Source organism: Mesorhizobium sp. 1M-11, assembly GCF_001303895.1.
Lineage (GTDB): Bacteria > Pseudomonadota > Alphaproteobacteria > Rhizobiales > Rhizobiaceae > Mesorhizobium.
Map to the genome: position 1 here is coordinate 197558 of NZ_LJSD01000075.1, position 16243 is coordinate 213800.

16 protein-coding genes and 1 riboswitch are annotated in these 16243 nt (G+C 62.5%); of the genes, 7 read left to right on the forward strand and 9 right to left on the reverse strand.

The genetic code is table 11. From position 1 onward, the window contains the following. Window positions 1–169 precede the first annotated feature (169 nt). Window positions 170–2752, forward strand: a complete 2583-nt coding sequence (locus AO692_RS30360) for a TIGR02302 family protein (RefSeq protein WP_054313753.1) — start codon at window positions 170–172, stop codon at window positions 2750–2752. A 141-nt stretch (window positions 2753–2893) separates the two neighbouring features. On the opposite strand, the gene AO692_RS30365 is transcribed toward AO692_RS30360, so the two are convergent. Together AO692_RS30365 and AO692_RS30370 are read right to left on the reverse strand one after the other, a co-directional pair. Beyond that, the gene (locus AO692_RS30365; RefSeq protein WP_054313754.1) at window positions 2894–3679 is read right to left on the reverse strand and encodes a 1-acyl-sn-glycerol-3-phosphate acyltransferase; all 786 of its coding nucleotides are present in this window, start codon (window positions 3677–3679) and stop codon (window positions 2894–2896) included. Between the two features lie 101 nt (window positions 3680–3780). Beyond that, window positions 3781–4686, reverse strand: coding sequence for a LysR family transcriptional regulator (locus AO692_RS30370; protein ID WP_054313755.1), 906 nt, complete (start codon window positions 4684–4686; stop codon window positions 3781–3783). A gap of 157 nt (window positions 4687–4843) precedes the next feature. On the opposite strand from AO692_RS30370, the gene AO692_RS30375 reads away from it, so the two are divergent. Beyond that, entirely contained in the window at window positions 4844–5458 is a 615-nt protein-coding gene (locus AO692_RS30375) for a pyridoxamine 5'-phosphate oxidase family protein (RefSeq protein WP_054313957.1), read from the forward strand. A 42-nt stretch (window positions 5459–5500) separates the two neighbouring features. Here AO692_RS30375 and AO692_RS30380 read toward each other — a convergent pair whose 3' ends face one another. The 3 genes from AO692_RS30380 to ftsE all read right to left on the reverse strand — a co-directional run bounded on the left by AO692_RS30380 (window position 5501) and on the right by ftsE (window position 7935). Continuing rightward, a complete protein-coding gene (locus AO692_RS30380; RefSeq protein WP_054313958.1) occupies window positions 5501–6169 on the reverse strand; it encodes a YdcF family protein in 669 nt (222 codons plus the stop codon). Between the two features lie 121 nt (window positions 6170–6290). Then, the gene (locus tag AO692_RS30385; RefSeq protein WP_054313756.1) at window positions 6291–7283 is read right to left on the reverse strand and encodes an ABC transporter permease; all 993 of its coding nucleotides are present in this window, start codon (window positions 7281–7283) and stop codon (window positions 6291–6293) included. Next, complete coding sequence (ftsE, locus tag AO692_RS30390; protein WP_054313757.1) at window positions 7276–7935, reverse strand: cell division ATP-binding protein FtsE; 660 nt, start codon at window positions 7933–7935, stop codon at window positions 7276–7278. Before ftsE ends, AO692_RS30385 begins: the two co-directional genes overlap by 8 nt. A 293-nt stretch (window positions 7936–8228) precedes the next feature. Between ftsE and AO692_RS30395 the strand changes: the two genes are divergently transcribed. The 3 genes from AO692_RS30395 to AO692_RS30405 all read left to right on the forward strand — a co-directional run bounded on the left by AO692_RS30395 (window position 8229) and on the right by AO692_RS30405 (window position 9914). After that, a complete protein-coding gene (locus AO692_RS30395; RefSeq protein WP_054313758.1) occupies window positions 8229–8873 on the forward strand; it encodes a hypothetical protein in 645 nt (214 codons plus the stop codon). 47 nt (window positions 8874–8920) lie between these two features. Next, complete coding sequence (gene hpt / locus AO692_RS30400; RefSeq protein WP_054313959.1) at window positions 8921–9463, forward strand: hypoxanthine phosphoribosyltransferase; 543 nt, start codon at window positions 8921–8923, stop codon at window positions 9461–9463. A gap of 85 nt (window positions 9464–9548) precedes the next feature. Beyond that, entirely contained in the window at window positions 9549–9914 is a 366-nt protein-coding gene (locus tag AO692_RS30405) for a response regulator (protein WP_054313759.1), read from the forward strand. 34 nt (window positions 9915–9948) lie between these two features. On the opposite strand, the gene AO692_RS30410 is transcribed toward AO692_RS30405, so the two are convergent. Next, window positions 9949–10899, reverse strand: a complete 951-nt coding sequence (locus AO692_RS30410) for an aldo/keto reductase (protein WP_054313760.1) — start codon at window positions 10897–10899, stop codon at window positions 9949–9951. Between the two features lie 255 nt (window positions 10900–11154). Further along, entirely contained in the window at window positions 11155–11709 is a 555-nt protein-coding gene (locus AO692_RS30415) for a gamma-glutamylcyclotransferase (RefSeq protein WP_054313761.1), read from the reverse strand. A gap of 174 nt (window positions 11710–11883) precedes the next feature. Here AO692_RS30415 and AO692_RS30420 point away from each other — a divergent pair, with 174 nt between their 5' ends. Beyond that, window positions 11884–12882, forward strand: coding sequence for a DUF2125 domain-containing protein (locus tag AO692_RS30420; RefSeq protein ID WP_054313762.1), 999 nt, complete (start codon window positions 11884–11886; stop codon window positions 12880–12882). A gap of 56 nt (window positions 12883–12938) precedes the next feature. Here AO692_RS30420 and AO692_RS30425 read toward each other — a convergent pair whose 3' ends face one another. Continuing rightward, entirely contained in the window at window positions 12939–13871 is a 933-nt protein-coding gene (locus AO692_RS30425) for a prephenate/arogenate dehydrogenase family protein (protein ID WP_200911809.1), read from the reverse strand. Between the two features lie 4 nt (window positions 13872–13875). Continuing rightward, a complete protein-coding gene (hisC, locus tag AO692_RS30430; protein WP_054313763.1) occupies window positions 13876–14985 on the reverse strand; it encodes a histidinol-phosphate transaminase in 1110 nt (369 codons plus the stop codon). Between the two features lie 151 nt (window positions 14986–15136). Further along, a riboswitch (SAM riboswitch) is annotated at window positions 15137–15214 on the forward strand. Between the two features lie 49 nt (window positions 15215–15263). Here hisC and metA point away from each other — a divergent pair. Beyond that, entirely contained in the window at window positions 15264–16187 is a 924-nt protein-coding gene (gene metA / locus AO692_RS30435) for a homoserine O-succinyltransferase (protein WP_054313961.1), read from the forward strand. Window positions 16188–16243: the final 56 nt, after the last annotated feature.

Sequence of the window (16243 nt, forward strand, 5' to 3'; positions counted from 1 at the left end):
CGATTTTGCGATCGCATCCACATCGTGTGGCGGTTGCGCCACTGCCCACACCGGCGCCGACGACAACGTGAACGGGCTTTTCGCCACGCCGCCTCGCCTTTGCCGTGTTTGCTGCTATGATTTTGAATCGTGAGGCCGCGCCATTCCGGCCGGCTTTCCGGAAGAGCCGATGACAGAGCGACCCACATCCGGCACCGATCGCAGCCTGGCGGCACGACTGGCCGCCAGCAGGCTGGCGACGCGCGCCGTGATCGTCGTCGAGCGCGCCTGGCCTCTGGTGCTGCCCTTCCTGCTTGTCGTCGCGCTATTCTTGTCCGCTGCCTGGCTCGGCCTCTTCACGCGACTGCCGGACATGGCCCGACTTGGCCTCGTCGGCCTGTTTGGCATCGCAGCACTTGCCGCGCTTTATCCGTTGCGTTTCTTCAAGCTGCCAACGGCGTCCGAAATCGACAGCCGCATAGAAACCGCCAATGCCCTGCTGCACAGCCCGGTGCGGGTGCAGACGGATCGGCCAGGCGGTCAGGCAGGTGATTTTGCACAGGCGCTGTGGCGCGAGCACCAGAAGCGCATGGCCGCCAGGCTCGGCTCGCTGGGTACCGATCTTCCCTCCACCGGCGTCGCCCGGCGCGACCCCTGGGCTGTCCGCGCGGTTGTCGCGCTGTTGCTGGTGGTTGCGCTGGCCTTTTCTTATGGTCCGCAGGGTGGCCGCGTCGGCGATGCCTTCCTTGCGGCAGGCACGCGTGATGCTGTGCCGCCGCGTATCGACGCCTGGGTGACGCCGCCCACCTATACCGGCAAGCCGCCGCTGTTCCTGAGCGCGGACGCCACGCGCAAGGACGCCACCTTTACCGTACCGCAGGGCAGCGACGTGACCGTACGCATCACCGGCGGCGCGAATGAGGAAACAGTCGTCTATGACGAGGCGAGTGGCAACAGCCGCGAAATCAAGCCCGATGCGCCCGCCGCTTCAGACGCAACCGCCGCTGACCAGCCTGCAATTGCCGATGCTCCACGCCAATTCAATGGAAAGCTCATCGCCGATGGCGCGCTGGTGCTGAAGTCCGCTGACGACGAGCTTGGCCGCTGGTCCTTCGTCGTGACACCCGACACCGCACCGCAGATCCGCTTCGCCGGCGAGCCGCGGCGCGCCGCGAACGGGACCGCGGAAATCAACTATCAGATCGATGACGACTACGGTCCGGCAAAAGCGCTCGCGGAGTTCAAGCTCGCCGAGCAGCAGGCGCCGAACGCCCGCCCGCTCTACGGCGCACCGGAGATGCCGCTGGCATTGCCGCGACGCGGCGCCAAGAACAATGCCGCACGCACCACCAAGGACCTGACCGACCATGTCTGGGCGGGCGCAAGCGTTAAGGTGACGCTGGAAGCGGCAGACGGTGCCGGCCAGATTGCCCGCAGCGAAACCAAGACCTGGACCTTGCCGGAAAGGCCGTTCGCCAACCCGCTGGCGCGTGCCGTCATCGAACAGCGCCGGCTTTTGGCGCTGGATGCCAACGCCAGGCCGCGCGTGCTCGATCTGATGGATGCGATCACGCTCCGTCCCGAGGACACGTTCGATTCGATGTCGAACTACCTTGGACTGATGAGCGCCCGCAGCCGCCTGAAGCTTGCCGGCACAGACGACGAGTTGCGCGGGGTCGTTTCCTATCTATGGGATCTGGCGCTGGGCATCGAGAATGGCAGCCTGTCGAACGCCGAGAAGCGGTTGCGTCAGGCGCAGCAGGCCTTGCAGGACGCGCTGCAGAACGGCGCCAGCGACGAGGAAATCGACAAGCTCATGAAAGAGCTGCGCCAGGCGATGGCCGATTTCATGCGCGAATTCGCGCAGCGCAATCCCCAGGGCAAGGAACAGCCGCTGCCGGACGACGCGCGCGTCCTCAGCGAAAACGACCTCAAGCGCATGATGGATCAGATCGAGGACCTGGCGAAGTCCGGCGATCGTGACAAGGCGCAGCAATTGCTCTCCGAACTGCAGGACATGATGAACAATCTGCGCACGGCCCGCCGCCAGGGCCAGAATCAGCAGAACAGCGAGATGCGCCAGCAGATGGACAAGCTTGGCGAGATCATGCGCCGCCAGCAGGAGATGATGAACGAGACCTACCGTACCGATCGCCAGCAGCGCGGCCGGAACGGAGAAGAGGGATCCGAACAGGATATGCCGGGCCAGGAAGGCCAACAGCGGCCGGACAGCAATGAGGGCCAGCAGAATGGCGCCGGTGGCGACAAGCCGATGACGCCGGAGGAGTTCGCCGATGCGCTGAAACAGCTGCAGGAAGGCCAGGGCAAGCTCAAGAGCGATCTGGAGAAGCTGAAGAAGGGTCTGGAAGGCATGGGCCTGGAGCCGAACGAGGGCTTCGGCGAGGCTGGCCGGTCGATGGGTGACGCGGAACAGTCCCTGGGTGGCGGCGAAAGCGGCGCTGCCGTCGGCCAGCAAGGCCGTGCGCTGGAGGCGCTGCGACGCGGCGCCAAGGACATGATGCAGCAATTGCAGGCGATGCAAGGCGACGACGGCAACGCACAGGGCACCCGGCAACGCGGTGCCAACCGTGATCCGCTCGACAGACCGACGCGGTCCGATGGTCCAGACGACAACAGTACGGTCAAGGTCCCCGACCAGATCGACATGCAGCGTGCCCGCGAGATCCTGGAAGCGATCCGCAAGCGGCTCGGCAATGCGCTGAGCCCGGAAATCGAGCGCAGCTATCTGGAGCGTTTGCTGAACCTCAAGTGATCACCGGCGGCTAGAGCATTTTGTAGCCAAGTGGAATCACTTGGCGTTACAAAAATGCGGCGAAAACAAAAACTTAGAGCGTTTCCGCGTTTCCGTGAAAAACGGAAACGCTCCAAAGACCGACTCGATCGAGCGTCGGCGTCAGGCAACCCCGAGTTCCGCCAGCCGTTTGGCGGCGGTCGGCGGCAGCGGTGGCGCATTGTCCGACCCGGCCGCTTCGATCAGAAACGCGTCGCAGGCCGCTTCCGTCTCGCCGATCAGTCGCCGCATGAACTCTTCCTTGTCGAGCCCCGGTGGAATCGGCGGCAGGAAACGCGCCTTGATGGTACCGGGAAAACGCAGGAACTTGCGACGCGGCCAATAGAGGCCGGCGACATGGGCGACGGGAACCACCGGCACGCCGAGCTGCGAATAGAGTTCGACAATGCCGTATTTATAGGCCGGTTCATCGCCCGGCGCGCGGCGCGTTCCTTCGGGATAGATGATGAGCTGGCGTGGATTGCGCGCCAGCTCCGCCCTGGTGGCGGCAATCACTGCCTTGAGCGCTTTTGAGCGGCTGCCGCGATCGACCGGGATCATCCGCATCTTCATGATGTACCAGCCGAAGAAGGGTATCCAGGTCAATTCGCGCTTGAGGATGTAGAGCGGATCCTTGAGATACGGAAAGAAGGCGATGGTATCCCAGAAGGACTGGTGCTTCGGCGCCAGGATGAAAGAACCTTCAGGCAGGTTTTCCGTGCCGGTTATCTCGCTCTCGGTGCGGCCGATAACCTTGTAGAGCCACATGCTGGTTCGCGACCAGAACTTCGGCACGAACCAGGCTCGGTCGCGCGGCGACAGGAAATAATAGGGTGTCCACAGGATCATCTGAACGATGAGACTGAGATAGAAGACGAAATTGAACGCCAGCGAGCGGATGTAGAGCATTCGGGAAGCCTGTGAAGAAGCGCGTGTTCGTTACACCATGAACGGGCAAAAAGGAATGACGGCGCAGCTTGCCCAATCGACGCTTTGTCCGGCGCTGTTTTTCAAATGCCGAGCCCGGCCAGGCGCGCCTTCAGCCGCGGCGCTCCAAAATCCAGGAACGCGCGCAGCTTGAGCGGTAGCAAGCCACGCCCGGCGTGGACCAGACTGACCGGCCAGGGTTCGGGTTCGAAATCCTCCAGGATCAACTTCAACACACCCGACCGCACAGCGTCCGCCACCTGATAGGACAGCACCCTGGCGACACCAACGCCGGCCGCCGCTGCATCGATGGCAGCTTCGGCGGTGTTGATCGTCAGCCGCGATCGCACGGGCACCGCGATCTCCCTTTGCCCCTCCGTGAATGTCCACGCCGCCGGCAGCGCCAACCGCTCGACAGTCACGCAGTGGTGGGCGCTCAACTCCTGAGGCGTTCCGGGCACGCCATGGGCTTCGAGATAGGCGGGGCTGGCGCAGGCCACGCGGCGGATCGACCCCACCCTGACCGCGACCATGCTGGAATCCGGCAAACGTCCGATGCGCACGGCAAGATCGATGTGCTCCTCGACCAGTCGCCGCAACGTATCGGACTGGGTGAGCCTGACATCCACCTCCGGATAGGCAGCCAGGAAATCCACCACGACCGGCAGCACGTGCAGGCGCCCGAAGACGATGGGGGCCGTCACCACCAGCTCACCCCGTGCCTGGCTGTATTCACCGGCCGCGGCCTGCTCGGCCTCCTCGACATCTTCCAGGATGCGCCGGCAGGAGGCGAGATAGGAACGTCCTGCTTCGGTCAGCTCGAGCCGGCGGGTCGAGCGGTTGAGCAGCCGTGTCCCAAGGTGCTTTTCGAGATCGGAAAGCCTGCGGCTCACGGTAGCCAGAGGCATGCCGAGGCCACGGCCTGCAGCCGAGAGGCTGCCGGCTTCCGCCACGGTCACGAACAGTGACATCGAACCCAGACGATCCATCACTCTTCCAATATTCGGAATAACGCCTTCCAGCAACGCCATCTACTTCTGCAATGCGAAAGATACCAGTTTCAGACGAATTCGCCGCCCGCAGCCCAATGGCACGCGGCGGCTCGTGCGACTGGCTCTGCCGGGAGCAATGGACAAGGAGACCGCGATGGCCGCCTCATACATCTACGCAAGCGATGTCGCCTTCACACCCACGGTGAAGGCGATCCAGGCCCGCAAGGGATCGCGACAGGCCTATGCTCGCTCGGAGGAACGTGGCTGGAACCAGGACATAACGCCCGATCTCGCCGCCTTCATCGCGGCGCAGACCAGCATCTTCTTCGCGACCGCCAATGCCGAGGGCCAACCCTATATCCAGCATCGCGGCGGACCAGCCGGCTTCCTGCACGTGCTTGACCACCGCACCATCGGTTTCGCCGATTTCTCGGGCAACCGACAGTTCATCTCGCAAGGCAATCTCGCCGACAACGGCAAGGCCTTCCTGTTCCTCATCGATTACATGCTGCGCCAGCGCATCAAGATCTGGGGCGAGGCGCGTGTCGTCGAGAACGATCCCGAACTTCTGGCCCGGCTGATGCCTCCGGACTACAAGGCGCGTCCCGAGCAGGTCATCCTGTTCACCGTATCGACCTGGGATGCGAATTGCCCGCAGCACATTCCGCAGCGTTTCGAAGCGACCGATGTCGCGTCGATCCTCGCCGACCGCGATCGGCGTATTGCCGCCCTCGAGGCGGAGATCACGAAATTGCGCGCCGGCTCCTAAAAGGCATCGACCCATCTCAGGTCGCCCATCGGGGCCGTGCGGTCAGTCGAGGTCGTGGTTGGCGAAGGCAGGCCGGATCGGCAGGACAACGCGGCCCAATGCCAGGAGATATTTGTTGTATTCGGTGAACAGCACCCGGAAGGCGCCCGGCTTGATCAGCCAGCCGCCATTGTCGAGATTGCTGTTGACCACCGGATAAGGCACCAGCTTCGCGCCCCGCAGAAGCCGGCCCATCTCCAGGAGGCTGCGGGGCATGTGGTAGTTGTTGGTGACAAGGAGGATGCGGCTGTAGCCATGGGTCTCGACCCACTTGGCGCTCTCCTCGGCATTGCCGATCGTGTCGAGCGCCGCGCGATCGATGTCGATGCAGCACGAAAACAACTGGGTGTCGCCCTGCGTCGCCCGCTGCAGCTGCTTGCGGCTGGCGGTCGGATGCACCCCGCTGATCAGAAGCCGCGCACCCTTGCCTGATTCGAGCAGGCCGATGGCTGCATCGAGCCGCGACTGGCCGCCGGTGAGCACGATGATGGCGTCCGCCGCCTCGGGATCGGCCGGTGTGGTGAGCCGGCTGACATGGCTGGCGAACCAGCCGAAACCCAGGAGGTAGAAGGCGATACAGAACAGGACCAGAAGGCTGATATTGCGCACCAGGCGCCACAGCCGGGATGGTCCGCGCGACACGCTGCGAGTGTCCCGCGCGACTTCGGCCATGTCGGCAGAATCGCGACTGTTCATGCTTCCATGATTAGTGCCGAATTGCGGCCTTTGGTAGGAAAAAGCACCCTCCCGCGAGCTGATTTCTGGGCCGCACTGCGTCATAGCCGCCTCTCCGTCAGCCGCCGTCGGTCTGGCGCGTATCGAGATCACTCAGATAGGTGATCACTGTGGCATGCGACGTGGCCGCGGTCAGCGCGCCGATCACCACCACCATCAGGACGACGCCGAGATATCCAGCCCAGCCGATGGCGAAACTGCCGAACAGCGCAACGGCCTGGTCTGCTTGCGGCGTTGCCATGTTTCGCGATGCCCAGAAGGAAAAGATCAGGAACACGACGATTGCCGCCACGCCGCCGGCTGCCGCTCCCTTCATGCCGGTAACAAGGAACTGCTGTCGAAACTGGCGGGCAATGAACCGCGCTTCGGCACCGACGAAATGCAGCACCTCGATGATGTGGCCGTTACCCGCCATCGCGCCGCGCGTGGCGAACACCACCGTCAGCACGGTCGCCGACAGCATGAGCACCAGCACCAGCATGCCGATGGTCACTGTCGTGCGCGCCATGGCAACCAACCGGTCCACCCAGGTGCGGTGATCGTCCAGCGAGGCGCTGGCGATCGTATTGGTCAGCGCCTCGCGCATGGCTGCGAAATTGGGCGGATTGTTCTCGTCGATGGTGACAACGACAAGGCGAGGCACCGGCAGCTCGTCGATGTTGAGACCGCTGCCCAGCCATGGCGCCAGCAGGCGCGCGGTGGCATCACGGTCAACGATGCTGGTGGCTTTGACGCCCGGGAATTTGGCTGCGATCCCGGCTGCACTGGCCAGCGCAGCCTCCATGTCCACCCCGTCGACCGGCTTGATCTGGATCGTCGCCTCGCGCGAGATCTGGTTCTCCCATACTGCCGCGGTACCCCGCACCAATGTGACCGCGCCGAAGGTGAGGCAGGACAGGAAAGTCATGATGGCGATGACGAACACCAGTGCGCGGCCGGCGATGTTCTGCGCCGGCACGATGGGCGCCATCTTGCGCTGCGCGCGCTGAGGTGCCTCGGCGCGACGGATCTCGCCATCTTCGTCTTCGTGATCGGCTGTCATCTCAATCATAGATGTCCAGTCTCCCTCCCGACAGGATCAGCCGGCGGGCATCGACCTGTTCCATCAGGCCGAGATCGTGGGTGGCAATGACGACGGCCGTACCGAGACGGTTCAGTTCGATGAACAGCCGAAGCAGCCGCCGCGCCAATTGCGGATCGACATTGCCTGTCGGCTCGTCGGCGAGCAGGATCTGCGGCTGTTCGATCAGTGCACGTGCGATCGCCGCGCGCTGTTTCTCGCCACCCGACAGCACCGGCGGCAGCACATGCATGCGGTCGCCAAGGCCGACCCACTTCAGCAGTTCGACCACGTCGGTGCGATAGCTCGCCTCCTCGCGGCCGCGCACACGCAGAGGCAGCGCCACATTCTCGTAGGTCGTCATGTGATCCAGCAGTCGGAAATCCTGGAACACCACGCCGATACGGCGGCGCAGATGCGGCAGTTCCTCGCGCGTGATGCGGGCGCGATCCTTGCCGAAGACGGTGATCAGCCCCCGCGTCGGTTTCAATGACAGGAATAGAAGGCGCAACAACGTCGTCTTGCCGGCACCGGACGGCCCGCTGAGGAACTGGAAGGAACGCTCCGGAACATGCAAGGTGATGTCACGGAGAATCTCCGGACCCATGCCGTAGCGGAGGCCGACATTTTCGAAGCGGATCACGTGCGGCGACCTGGAACTGTGTTTGGCGGCAGTCCGCCCGTCTCTAACGCATGACCCCGAAGATCGGAACGATTTTCGGAAAGGATCATGCGCCAACTCAAAGTGTTGGAGCGTCCTTTGCGCGTCCGAATGGACGCGCGGCGCTCTGAGAAACGACCATCGACCGGCATGGTTAACGGCCGGTTAAATTTCGATGCCGACCGCCGCTGTAAATCGATTCCGGTTGGGAAGCATTAACCATTTTTGTCTACGGAATGGCAACAGACGGCGAACAGAAGCGACCAGGATACAGGATGGCCGATCGCGGCACGGCACGCCCGGTTTCCGGCGAAATCATGACCGCGGCCTCATCGGTTCGCAACGGCACCGCCGTGGCCGACGTGGTCGACGCTGATTTCATCGTGCTTGATCCTGATTCTGGCGTTCAGTTCGATCGAGCGCCTACGCAGATCCCCTTGGAAGCGGTTGAACCAGCACCGTCACTCGACGGGATGGGCATGCTGCGCAAAGGTGAAGCAACAGCTGATATGCACGGCGCATCTCATGGCGGGCCACTGTTCTGGGGCGGCGGCGTTGCAATCGCCCTGCTGGCATTCTGGGTCTCGGGTGGCCACGCCTTGTTTCACAAAGGTGCTTTCTTCGATTCGACCGAGAACGCCGTCACCGCACTCAGCATCTCGGGCGTGAGTTCGCGCGTCGACAGCAGCGGCCGCAAACCTGTGCTGCTTGTTGACGGCGAGGCCGGCAATGACGGCATGGAAGCAGCCGTGCTGCCACCGCTCGAGATCCGCGTTACCGGCAATGACGGCCATATCACCCGCTATGGGTTGGGGACATCCGGCCGCACCTTGCCGCCTGGCGAAAGATTTGCCTTTTCCAGCCGGCTCGACCTGCCTAGAAACGGCGTAACGGCCGTCTCGGTCACCTTCGCGCGATAGTGGCGGCTGCGGCCGTCTTCGGACGCGCGTTTCCAGAAAGGATCTTCATGCCAGTTGTACGGGGCAAGGATATCGAGGTTCTGTTTTCGGCGTCGGCGATCGCGCGCCGCAATCTTGAACTCGCCAAGGAGATCGCGGCCCATGATTATCACGACCTCCTGGTCATCTCGGTCCTGAAGGGTTCCTTCATTTTCGCCGCCGACCTGATCCGCGCCATGCACGATGCCGGGCTGTCGCCGGAGGTCGAGTTCATCTTCATTTCCAGCTATGGCGCCGGCACCGAAAGCGGCCAGGTGCGCGTATTGCGCGACATCGACAACGAGGTCGCCGGCCGCGACGTGCTCCTGATCGATGACATTCTGGAATCCGGCAAGACGCTGAAATTCACCCGCGAGCTGATGCTGTCGCGTGGGGCAAAAAGCTGTTCCATTGCCGTGTTGCTGGACAAGCGCATGCGCCGGCAGACGGACCTCAACGCCGACTATGTCGGCTTCGACTGCCCGGATTACTTCGTTGTCGGCTACGGCATGGATGTCGGCCACGCCTTCCGCGAACTGCCCTTCGTCGGGGTGGTGAAAGGCGACGCCTGAGCTCGTTCCGTGGCTCTTCGAAAAGAATTCGGGGACCGTCCGGACTTTCAGGAAACGTCAACATTTGCCGGGCAAAGCTCGGCGCATGACAAAGCTTCTGATCGTCGAGGACGATGAATCCGTCCGCACTCTCGCTGCCCGCGCGCTCGAACGCGCAGGCTACAATATCGACATCGCCGCCGATGGCGCGCAAGGGCTGGAAAGCATCCGTGCCGCCAACGGCAATTACGATCTGATCGTCTCGGATATCCGCATGCCGGAGATGGACGGCATCGAAATGGCCAAGGCCGCCGCGGCCGCTTTCCCGGCGCTGAAGATCATGCTGGTGACGGGCTATGCCGATCAGCGCGAGCGTGCGGAGGAATTGAACGGCATCATCCTGGACGTCGTGCAGAAGCCTTTTACCCTGGCCGAAATCCGCGACCGCGTCGGCCGCGCGCTGGCGGCCTGACGGCGCACAATTCCACTGACGTCAGCAGGCGAGCCTACGCACTCGCCTTGTCCAGCTCATCGATATCGGCCGGCTTGAGCGTGAGCGACGCGGCGCGCACTAGGCTTGCCATCTGCTCCGGCGTGGTCGCGCTGGCGATCGGCGCTGTCACGCCTGGACGTGCGATCACCCAGGCAAGCGCGACTTCTGCCGGCTTGGCCGCATGCCGCCCGGCGACAGCATCGAGCGCTGCCAGGATGCGCATGCCCCGTTTGTTGAGATATCTATCAATGTCTCCGCCGCGCGCGGCGCTTTTGCCGAGATCGGCCTTGCTGCGGTACTTTCCTGACAGAAATCCCCTGGCGAGGCTGAAATAGGTGATGACGCCGAGCTCCTCCGCCATGCAGAGATCGCGCAGCGGACCGTCATAGGAAGCGCGGTCGTAGAGATTGTATTCCGGTTGCAGCACCTCGTAGCGCGGCAGATTGCGCAGCTTGGCCACATCGAGAGCGGCCCGAAGCTGACCTGCGTCCAGATTGGAGCAGCCGATATGGCGAACCTTGCCCTTGGCAAGGAGCTTCTCATAGGCGCCAAGCGTTTCCTCGTAAGGCACCGTCGGATCGGGCCAATGCGAAAGATAGAGATCGATGGCGTCGGTCTGCAGGCGCTTCAGCGAGGCTTCCACCGCCTGTTCGATATGGGCGGCGGAAAGGTCCCTCTTGCCCTGCCCCATATCTGCACCGACTTTGGTGATGACGACCACCTTGTCACGAGTGCCCCGCGCCTCCATCCACCTGCCGATGATGGTTTCCGATTCGCCGCCCTTGTTGCCGGGCACCCAGCGCGAATAGGCGTCGGCCGTGTCGATGGCGTTGAGGCCGCCATCGACAAAACGGTCGAGCAGATCGAAGGACGTCTTCTCGTCAGCAGTCCAGCCGAAGACATTGCCGCCCAGTACGAGCGGCGCGATTTCGAGGTCGGTTCGACCGAGCAAACGTCTGTTCAAGATTGATCTCCCTAGAGCATTTTGTAGCCAGGTGGAATCACCTGGCGTTACAAAAATGCGGCGAAAACAAACTTAGAGCGTTTCCGCGTTTCCGTAAAAAACGGAAACGCTCTAAGAGCAATTCCAGGAAAAGTGCGCAGCGGTTTTCCGCCCCGGAATTGCGCAAAAAACAAAGGATTAGAGCGTTCCCGCGTTTCCGCAAAAACGGAAACGCTCTAATGCCGGCGGGTGCCGATACCAGCAGGAAGCTAGGGACTATCGCCGAGCGTTCAATGGGCCAGAAGTGTTTTCGGGCGGGACGATCAGCCGCGCCACCTCTTCCAGCCAGCGATCGCGAATGCCAAGCGCTTCGAGATGCTGGATGGTGTTGAGCACATAGTCCTCATTGACACCGGACTGGCCGACAGCACCGCGTACGACGGTGGCGGCCTCCGCTTCATCGAGTGAGCCTGCATATTGCTCGTGGCCACGGTCGGCGACATAGGTCACCGCATCCGCCATGCGGCCGTCCTCCAGTGCCACCTTCACCCAGCGTTCGAGATAGACGTTGGTGACCAGTTCACGCTCGCGCAGATAGGCGATGACCTCGTCGCGCAACTCGCCAGGCACCCGGAAAGCCAGCCCGATGCAGGAACCGCCGCGGTCGAGGCCAAGCACCAGACCCGGTCTTTCGCGGGTGCCGCGATGGACGAAGGAATAGACGCAGAGCGAACGCCGATAGCCATGCAGGCGTGCTCTTTGCGTCTCGACATGCGCGAAACCGGGGCGCCAGATCAGCGAACCGTAGCCAAAAACCCAAAAATCGCCCATATCGCCAAGCCTAAAGCATGATCCCGAAAAGTCGTGGACTTTTTGGACAAAGATCATGCGACAAGCAAAGAGACAGGGCGGAATGTCGTTTCTTCTTCATCGCGTTCCGCATCAAATCATTTCGACCGGGATGGTCGCCGTTCCGGTTCTTTCTGCGTTATCGAGGGCCACAGCATGACGTCAAGTGACCAGAGCAAGCCAAAACGTCGGCGCTGGCTGCCCAAACTGATCTTGGCCCTGCTTGTTCTGTTCGGCCTCTACAGCGCCGGCTGGTACTGGTTGGCCGGGCGCGTCAGGAGCGATGCCACGAGCACCGTCACTGCCCTGGCGGCCAAGGGAATCAATGCCGACTGCGCCAATCTGACGGTAAGCGGCTATCCGCTGCATTTCACGGTCACCTGCGATGCGCTTGCCTACCAGGACGATTCCAGGAACATAGCCGCGGCTGCCGGTGGAGTAATTGCCACGGCGAGCCTGGCCCAGCCGCTGGTACCGAACGTCAATCTCGACGGGCCGCTGCGCACCTCCGTGCCGGGCACGCTGCCGCTGTGGATCGACTGGGACCAGCTGGACATCAGTGGACGCCTGTGGTGGCCCCTGCCCAGCCGTGTCTCGGTGACCGCCGAGGGTTTCAACGGCCAGACCGACCCGGCCGACGAGACCGATCCGGTCCAGCTGTTCAGCGTCGGCCAGCTCACCGCCACGGCCAGCCCCACCGGCCAGGACCTTGTGCTCACCCATGATTTCACAGATCTTGAGATTGATGCCCATACCATCGGTGGCCGGGTGCTGCCGCCTTTCAGCGGCAAGGGCGACGCCACGGTGAAGAACGGCATCGCCATGCTGAACACACCGCCGAAGAGCCTGCGTGGTCAATCCGCCGAAATCAGGAATCTTGAACTGTTCTCCGGCGAGGCGCGCATCGTTCTCGCGGGGCCGGTCGCGGTCGATGCCGACGGGTTGATCGACGCCACGCTCAACATCAAGCTGCAGAACCCGAAGGCGGTTGCGGCCATTCTCGCCACGGCCATCCCTGAACAGGCGAGCCAGATCCAGCAGGGTTTCGCCGCCCTTTCCATGCTCGGCAACGAACCGACGATGCCGCTGAAAGTGGTGAAGGGCCGCGCCTCTCTGGGATTCATTCCGTTGGGGATGATTAAGCCGGTCGAGTAGGGCAGTAGGCAGTAGAGAATTATCGCCCTATTGCCTACTGCCTACTCCCGACTGCCTCACTTGCTGGGATGCTCCACCACCTGGCGTCCGAAGTCGGGAACGTCGATGTCCTGGCCGGCCTGGATGATCGAACGGCGGATGGCGCGGGTGCGGGTGAACAGGTCGAACAGCTTGTCACCGTCGCCCCAGCGGATCGCTCTTTGCAACGAAGACAGATCCTCCGAGAAACGCGCCAGCATCTCCAGGATGGCATCCTTGTTGTGCAGGCATACGTCCCGCCACATGGTCGGGTCCGAGGCGGCCAGACGGGTGAAGTCGCGGAAACCCGAGGCCGAATATTTGATGACCTCGGACTTCGTCACATTCTCCAGATCGTCGGCCGTGCCGACGATGTTGTAGGCGATGATGTGCGGCAGATGCGAAACGATGGCGAGCGTCATGTCGTGATGCTCGGGCGTCATGGTGTCGATGTTCGAACCGCAACGGCGCCAGAACTCCGTCAGCTTCTCCAACGCTTCCGGGTCGGTATCCGGCAGTGGCGTGAAAATGCACCAACGGTTGTCGAACAGGTCCGGAAAACCGGCGTCGGGGCCGGAATTCTCGGTGCCGGCGAGAGGATGGCCGGGAATGAAATGCACGCCTTCCGGCACGAAGGGCGACATCTGCGCGATCACCGACTGCTTGGTGGAGCCGACATCGGTAAGGATCGCCCCCTTTTTGAGAGCCGGCGCGATCTCCTCGGCCACAGTGCCGGAAGCGCCTACCGGCACCGAGACGATAACGAGGTCGGCGTCGCGCACCGCCGCCTTTGCATCGGTCGTATAGCTGTCTCCAAGCTTCAGATCCTCGGCGCGTTTCAGCGTTTCCGGGCGGCGGGTGGAGATGGCGATATGGCGGGCGAGGCCTTCGCGACGCACCACGCGCGCGAGCGAGGAGCCAATCAGGCCGATGCCGATCAGGGCGATCTTTTCAAACAGAGGTTCGGGCATTTCTTCAGCTTTTCAGGAATTCAGCGAGTGCGGCGACCACGCCGCGGTTGGCTTCTTCGGTTCCGACCGTCATTCGCAGCGCGTTGGGAAAACCGTAGCCGGCAACGCGCCGCAGAATATAGCCTCGCTCACACAGATATTCGTCCGCTGCCGGCGCCGAGTGTTTCCGATCATCGGGAAAATGGATCAGGATGAAGTTGCCGACGCTGGGGGTTACACGCAGGCCGAGCCTGGTCAGTTCGTCGGTCAGCCACGGCACCCAGGTCTCGATATGCTGCACCGAACGCTCGACATGGGCGCGATCGCGCATTGCTGCCTCGCCCGCAGCGATCGCGGTGGCACTGACGTTGAAGGGATCGCGCACGCGCTCGAGCACGTCGACGACATGCGCCGGCGCATAGGACCAGCCGATGCGCGCGCCGCCGAGACCATGCACCTTGGAGAAGGTGCGCGTCATGACGACATTCTCGTTACCCGCGACCAGCTCGACGCCGGCCTCGTAATCGTTCCGGCGCACGAATTCGGCATAGGCCGCGTCCAGCACCAGGAGCACGGTCCTGGGCAAACCGGCATGCAGGCGCCGCACTTCCTCGAAGGGAATGTAGGTGCCTGTCGGATTGTTCGGATTGGCCAGGAAAACCATCTTCGTGCGCGGCGTGACGGCCGAAAGTATGGCGTCGACGTCGACAAGCTCGCCCGCTTCCTTCGCTACCACCGGCGTCGCGCCGGCCGCCAGGATGAAGATCGGGTAAGCCAGAAATCCATGTTCCGTATAGATCGCCTCGTCACCGGATCCCAGATAGATGCGCGCCAGCAGGCCAAGCACCTCGTCGGAGCCGTTGAAGCACTGGATGTTGGCGATGTTGAGCCCATGCGTATCGGCGATGGCCTGGCGCAGCTTCGTCGCCTGGCCGTCAGGATAGCGCTCCAGCCCGGCGGCAGCCTCCTGCGCGGCCTCGACTGCCTTCGGCGACGGTCCGAGCGGGTTCTCGTTGGCGGAGAGCTTATGGACCTTGGCGGCACCATGTGCCGCACCCTTGCCCGGCACATAGGCCTCGATATCCAGGATACCGGCACGAGGTTGCGGACGAAGCGGATCGGTTGCCTTGGTCATGTCGAAAGTCCGTGATTGACGCCTCCGACCGGAGGCTCCGGCGGAAATACCGTCCGCACCACTGAATGTCGAGGAAAACCGGAACCATGACGGGGCCGGCCCAACGTTCGAGCATCGATTGACGCCATCGCTTGGTCGGCGTATTAGCAGGACATCGATCCGTGGTGATTTGGCCGGTCGGCTTGCAGCCACGTTAAATAAGTCGCTAAAGGGCCGTTTGCGATCCGTAAACCGGCTTTGCGACAGCAATGCCGGTTTTGTTTTTTGGAGTTCGCAAAGTGCCGATCAAGATCCCGAACCAGCTCCCCGCCCGTGAAGTTCTTGTCAAAGAGGGCGTGTCCATCATGGACGAGCAGACCGCCCTGCGCCAAGACATCCGCCCGCTGCAGATCGGCCTGCTCAACCTGATGCCCAACAAGATCAGGACGGAGACGCAGTTTGCCCGGCTGATCGGCGCGACGCCGTTGCAGGTCGAACTGACCCTGGTGCGCATCGGCAATCACAAGGCCAAGAATACGTCCGAAGAACATCTGATCACCTTCTACCAGACGTGGGAGGAGGTGAAGGAACGCAAATTCGACGGCTTCATCATCACCGGTGCGCCGGTGGAATTGTTGCCATTCGAGGACGTGACATACTGGGACGAACTCAAGCAGATCCTCGACTGGACGAAGACAAACGTCCATTCGTCTTTTTTCATCTGTTGGGGAGCCATGGCCGCCGCCTGGCATTTCCACCAGGTCCCGAAACACACGCTGGAAGAGAAGGCGTTCGGCGTCTTCCGCCACCGCAACAACGCGCCCGCCTCCCCCTATCTCTCCGGTTTCTCCGATGATTTTGCGATTCCCGTGTCTCGCTGGACCGAAGTGCGTACAGCCGACATCCCGGCAGGCTCCGGCCTGGAGCTGCTGATGGATTCGGAAGAGACGGGCCCGAGCCTGCTCGCCGAGCAGACCGGCAACCGCCTCTATATGTTCAACCACATCGAATATGACTCAACCTCGCTCAAGGAAGAGTATGACCGCGACGTCACCGCCGGCGTATCGATCGCTGTGCCGCACGAGTATTATCCGGACGACGACCCCAAGCGTCCGCCGCTGAACCGTTGGCGTTCGCATGCCCATCTGCTGTTCGGCAACTGGATCAACAGCGTCTATCAGACCACCGCCTACGACGCGGAAAATATCGGAAAAGAAGGCTAGAGATGCCGAAACCGCGCTCGATTGCCGAGCGCGGTCTTTCAATGGCGGTCCTTACA

What these genes read in the sequence shown, in the direction of transcription:
- hisC (WP_054313763.1), bottom strand. Translation starts at nt 14,985, where the DNA reads ATGACCAAGGCAACCGATCCGCTTCGTCCGCAACCTCGTGCCGGTATC.
- AO692_RS30425 (WP_200911809.1), bottom strand. Translation starts at nt 13,871, where the DNA reads ATGCCCGAACCTCTGTTTGAAAAGATCGCCCTGATCGGCATCGGCCTG.
- AO692_RS30365 (WP_054313754.1), bottom strand. Translation starts at nt 3,679, where the DNA reads ATGCTCTACATCCGCTCGCTGGCGTTCAATTTCGTCTTCTATCTCAGT.
- AO692_RS30420 (WP_054313762.1), top strand. Translation starts at nt 11,884, where the DNA reads ATGACGTCAAGTGACCAGAGCAAGCCAAAACGTCGGCGCTGGCTGCCC.
- hpt (WP_054313959.1), top strand. Translation starts at nt 8,921, where the DNA reads ATGCCAGTTGTACGGGGCAAGGATATCGAGGTTCTGTTTTCGGCGTCG.
- AO692_RS30375 (WP_054313957.1), top strand. Translation starts at nt 4,844, where the DNA reads ATGGCCGCCTCATACATCTACGCAAGCGATGTCGCCTTCACACCCACG.
- AO692_RS30360 (WP_054313753.1), top strand. Translation starts at nt 170, where the DNA reads ATGACAGAGCGACCCACATCCGGCACCGATCGCAGCCTGGCGGCACGA.
- AO692_RS30370 (WP_054313755.1), bottom strand. Translation starts at nt 4,686, where the DNA reads ATGGATCGTCTGGGTTCGATGTCACTGTTCGTGACCGTGGCGGAAGCC.
- AO692_RS30385 (WP_054313756.1), bottom strand. Translation starts at nt 7,283, where the DNA reads ATGATTGAGATGACAGCCGATCACGAAGACGAAGATGGCGAGATCCGT.
- AO692_RS30395 (WP_054313758.1), top strand. Translation starts at nt 8,229, where the DNA reads ATGGCCGATCGCGGCACGGCACGCCCGGTTTCCGGCGAAATCATGACC.
- AO692_RS30380 (WP_054313958.1), bottom strand. Translation starts at nt 6,169, where the DNA reads ATGGCCGAAGTCGCGCGGGACACTCGCAGCGTGTCGCGCGGACCATCC.
- AO692_RS30405 (WP_054313759.1), top strand. Translation starts at nt 9,549, where the DNA reads ATGACAAAGCTTCTGATCGTCGAGGACGATGAATCCGTCCGCACTCTC.
- AO692_RS30415 (WP_054313761.1), bottom strand. Translation starts at nt 11,709, where the DNA reads ATGGGCGATTTTTGGGTTTTTGGCTACGGTTCGCTGATCTGGCGCCCC.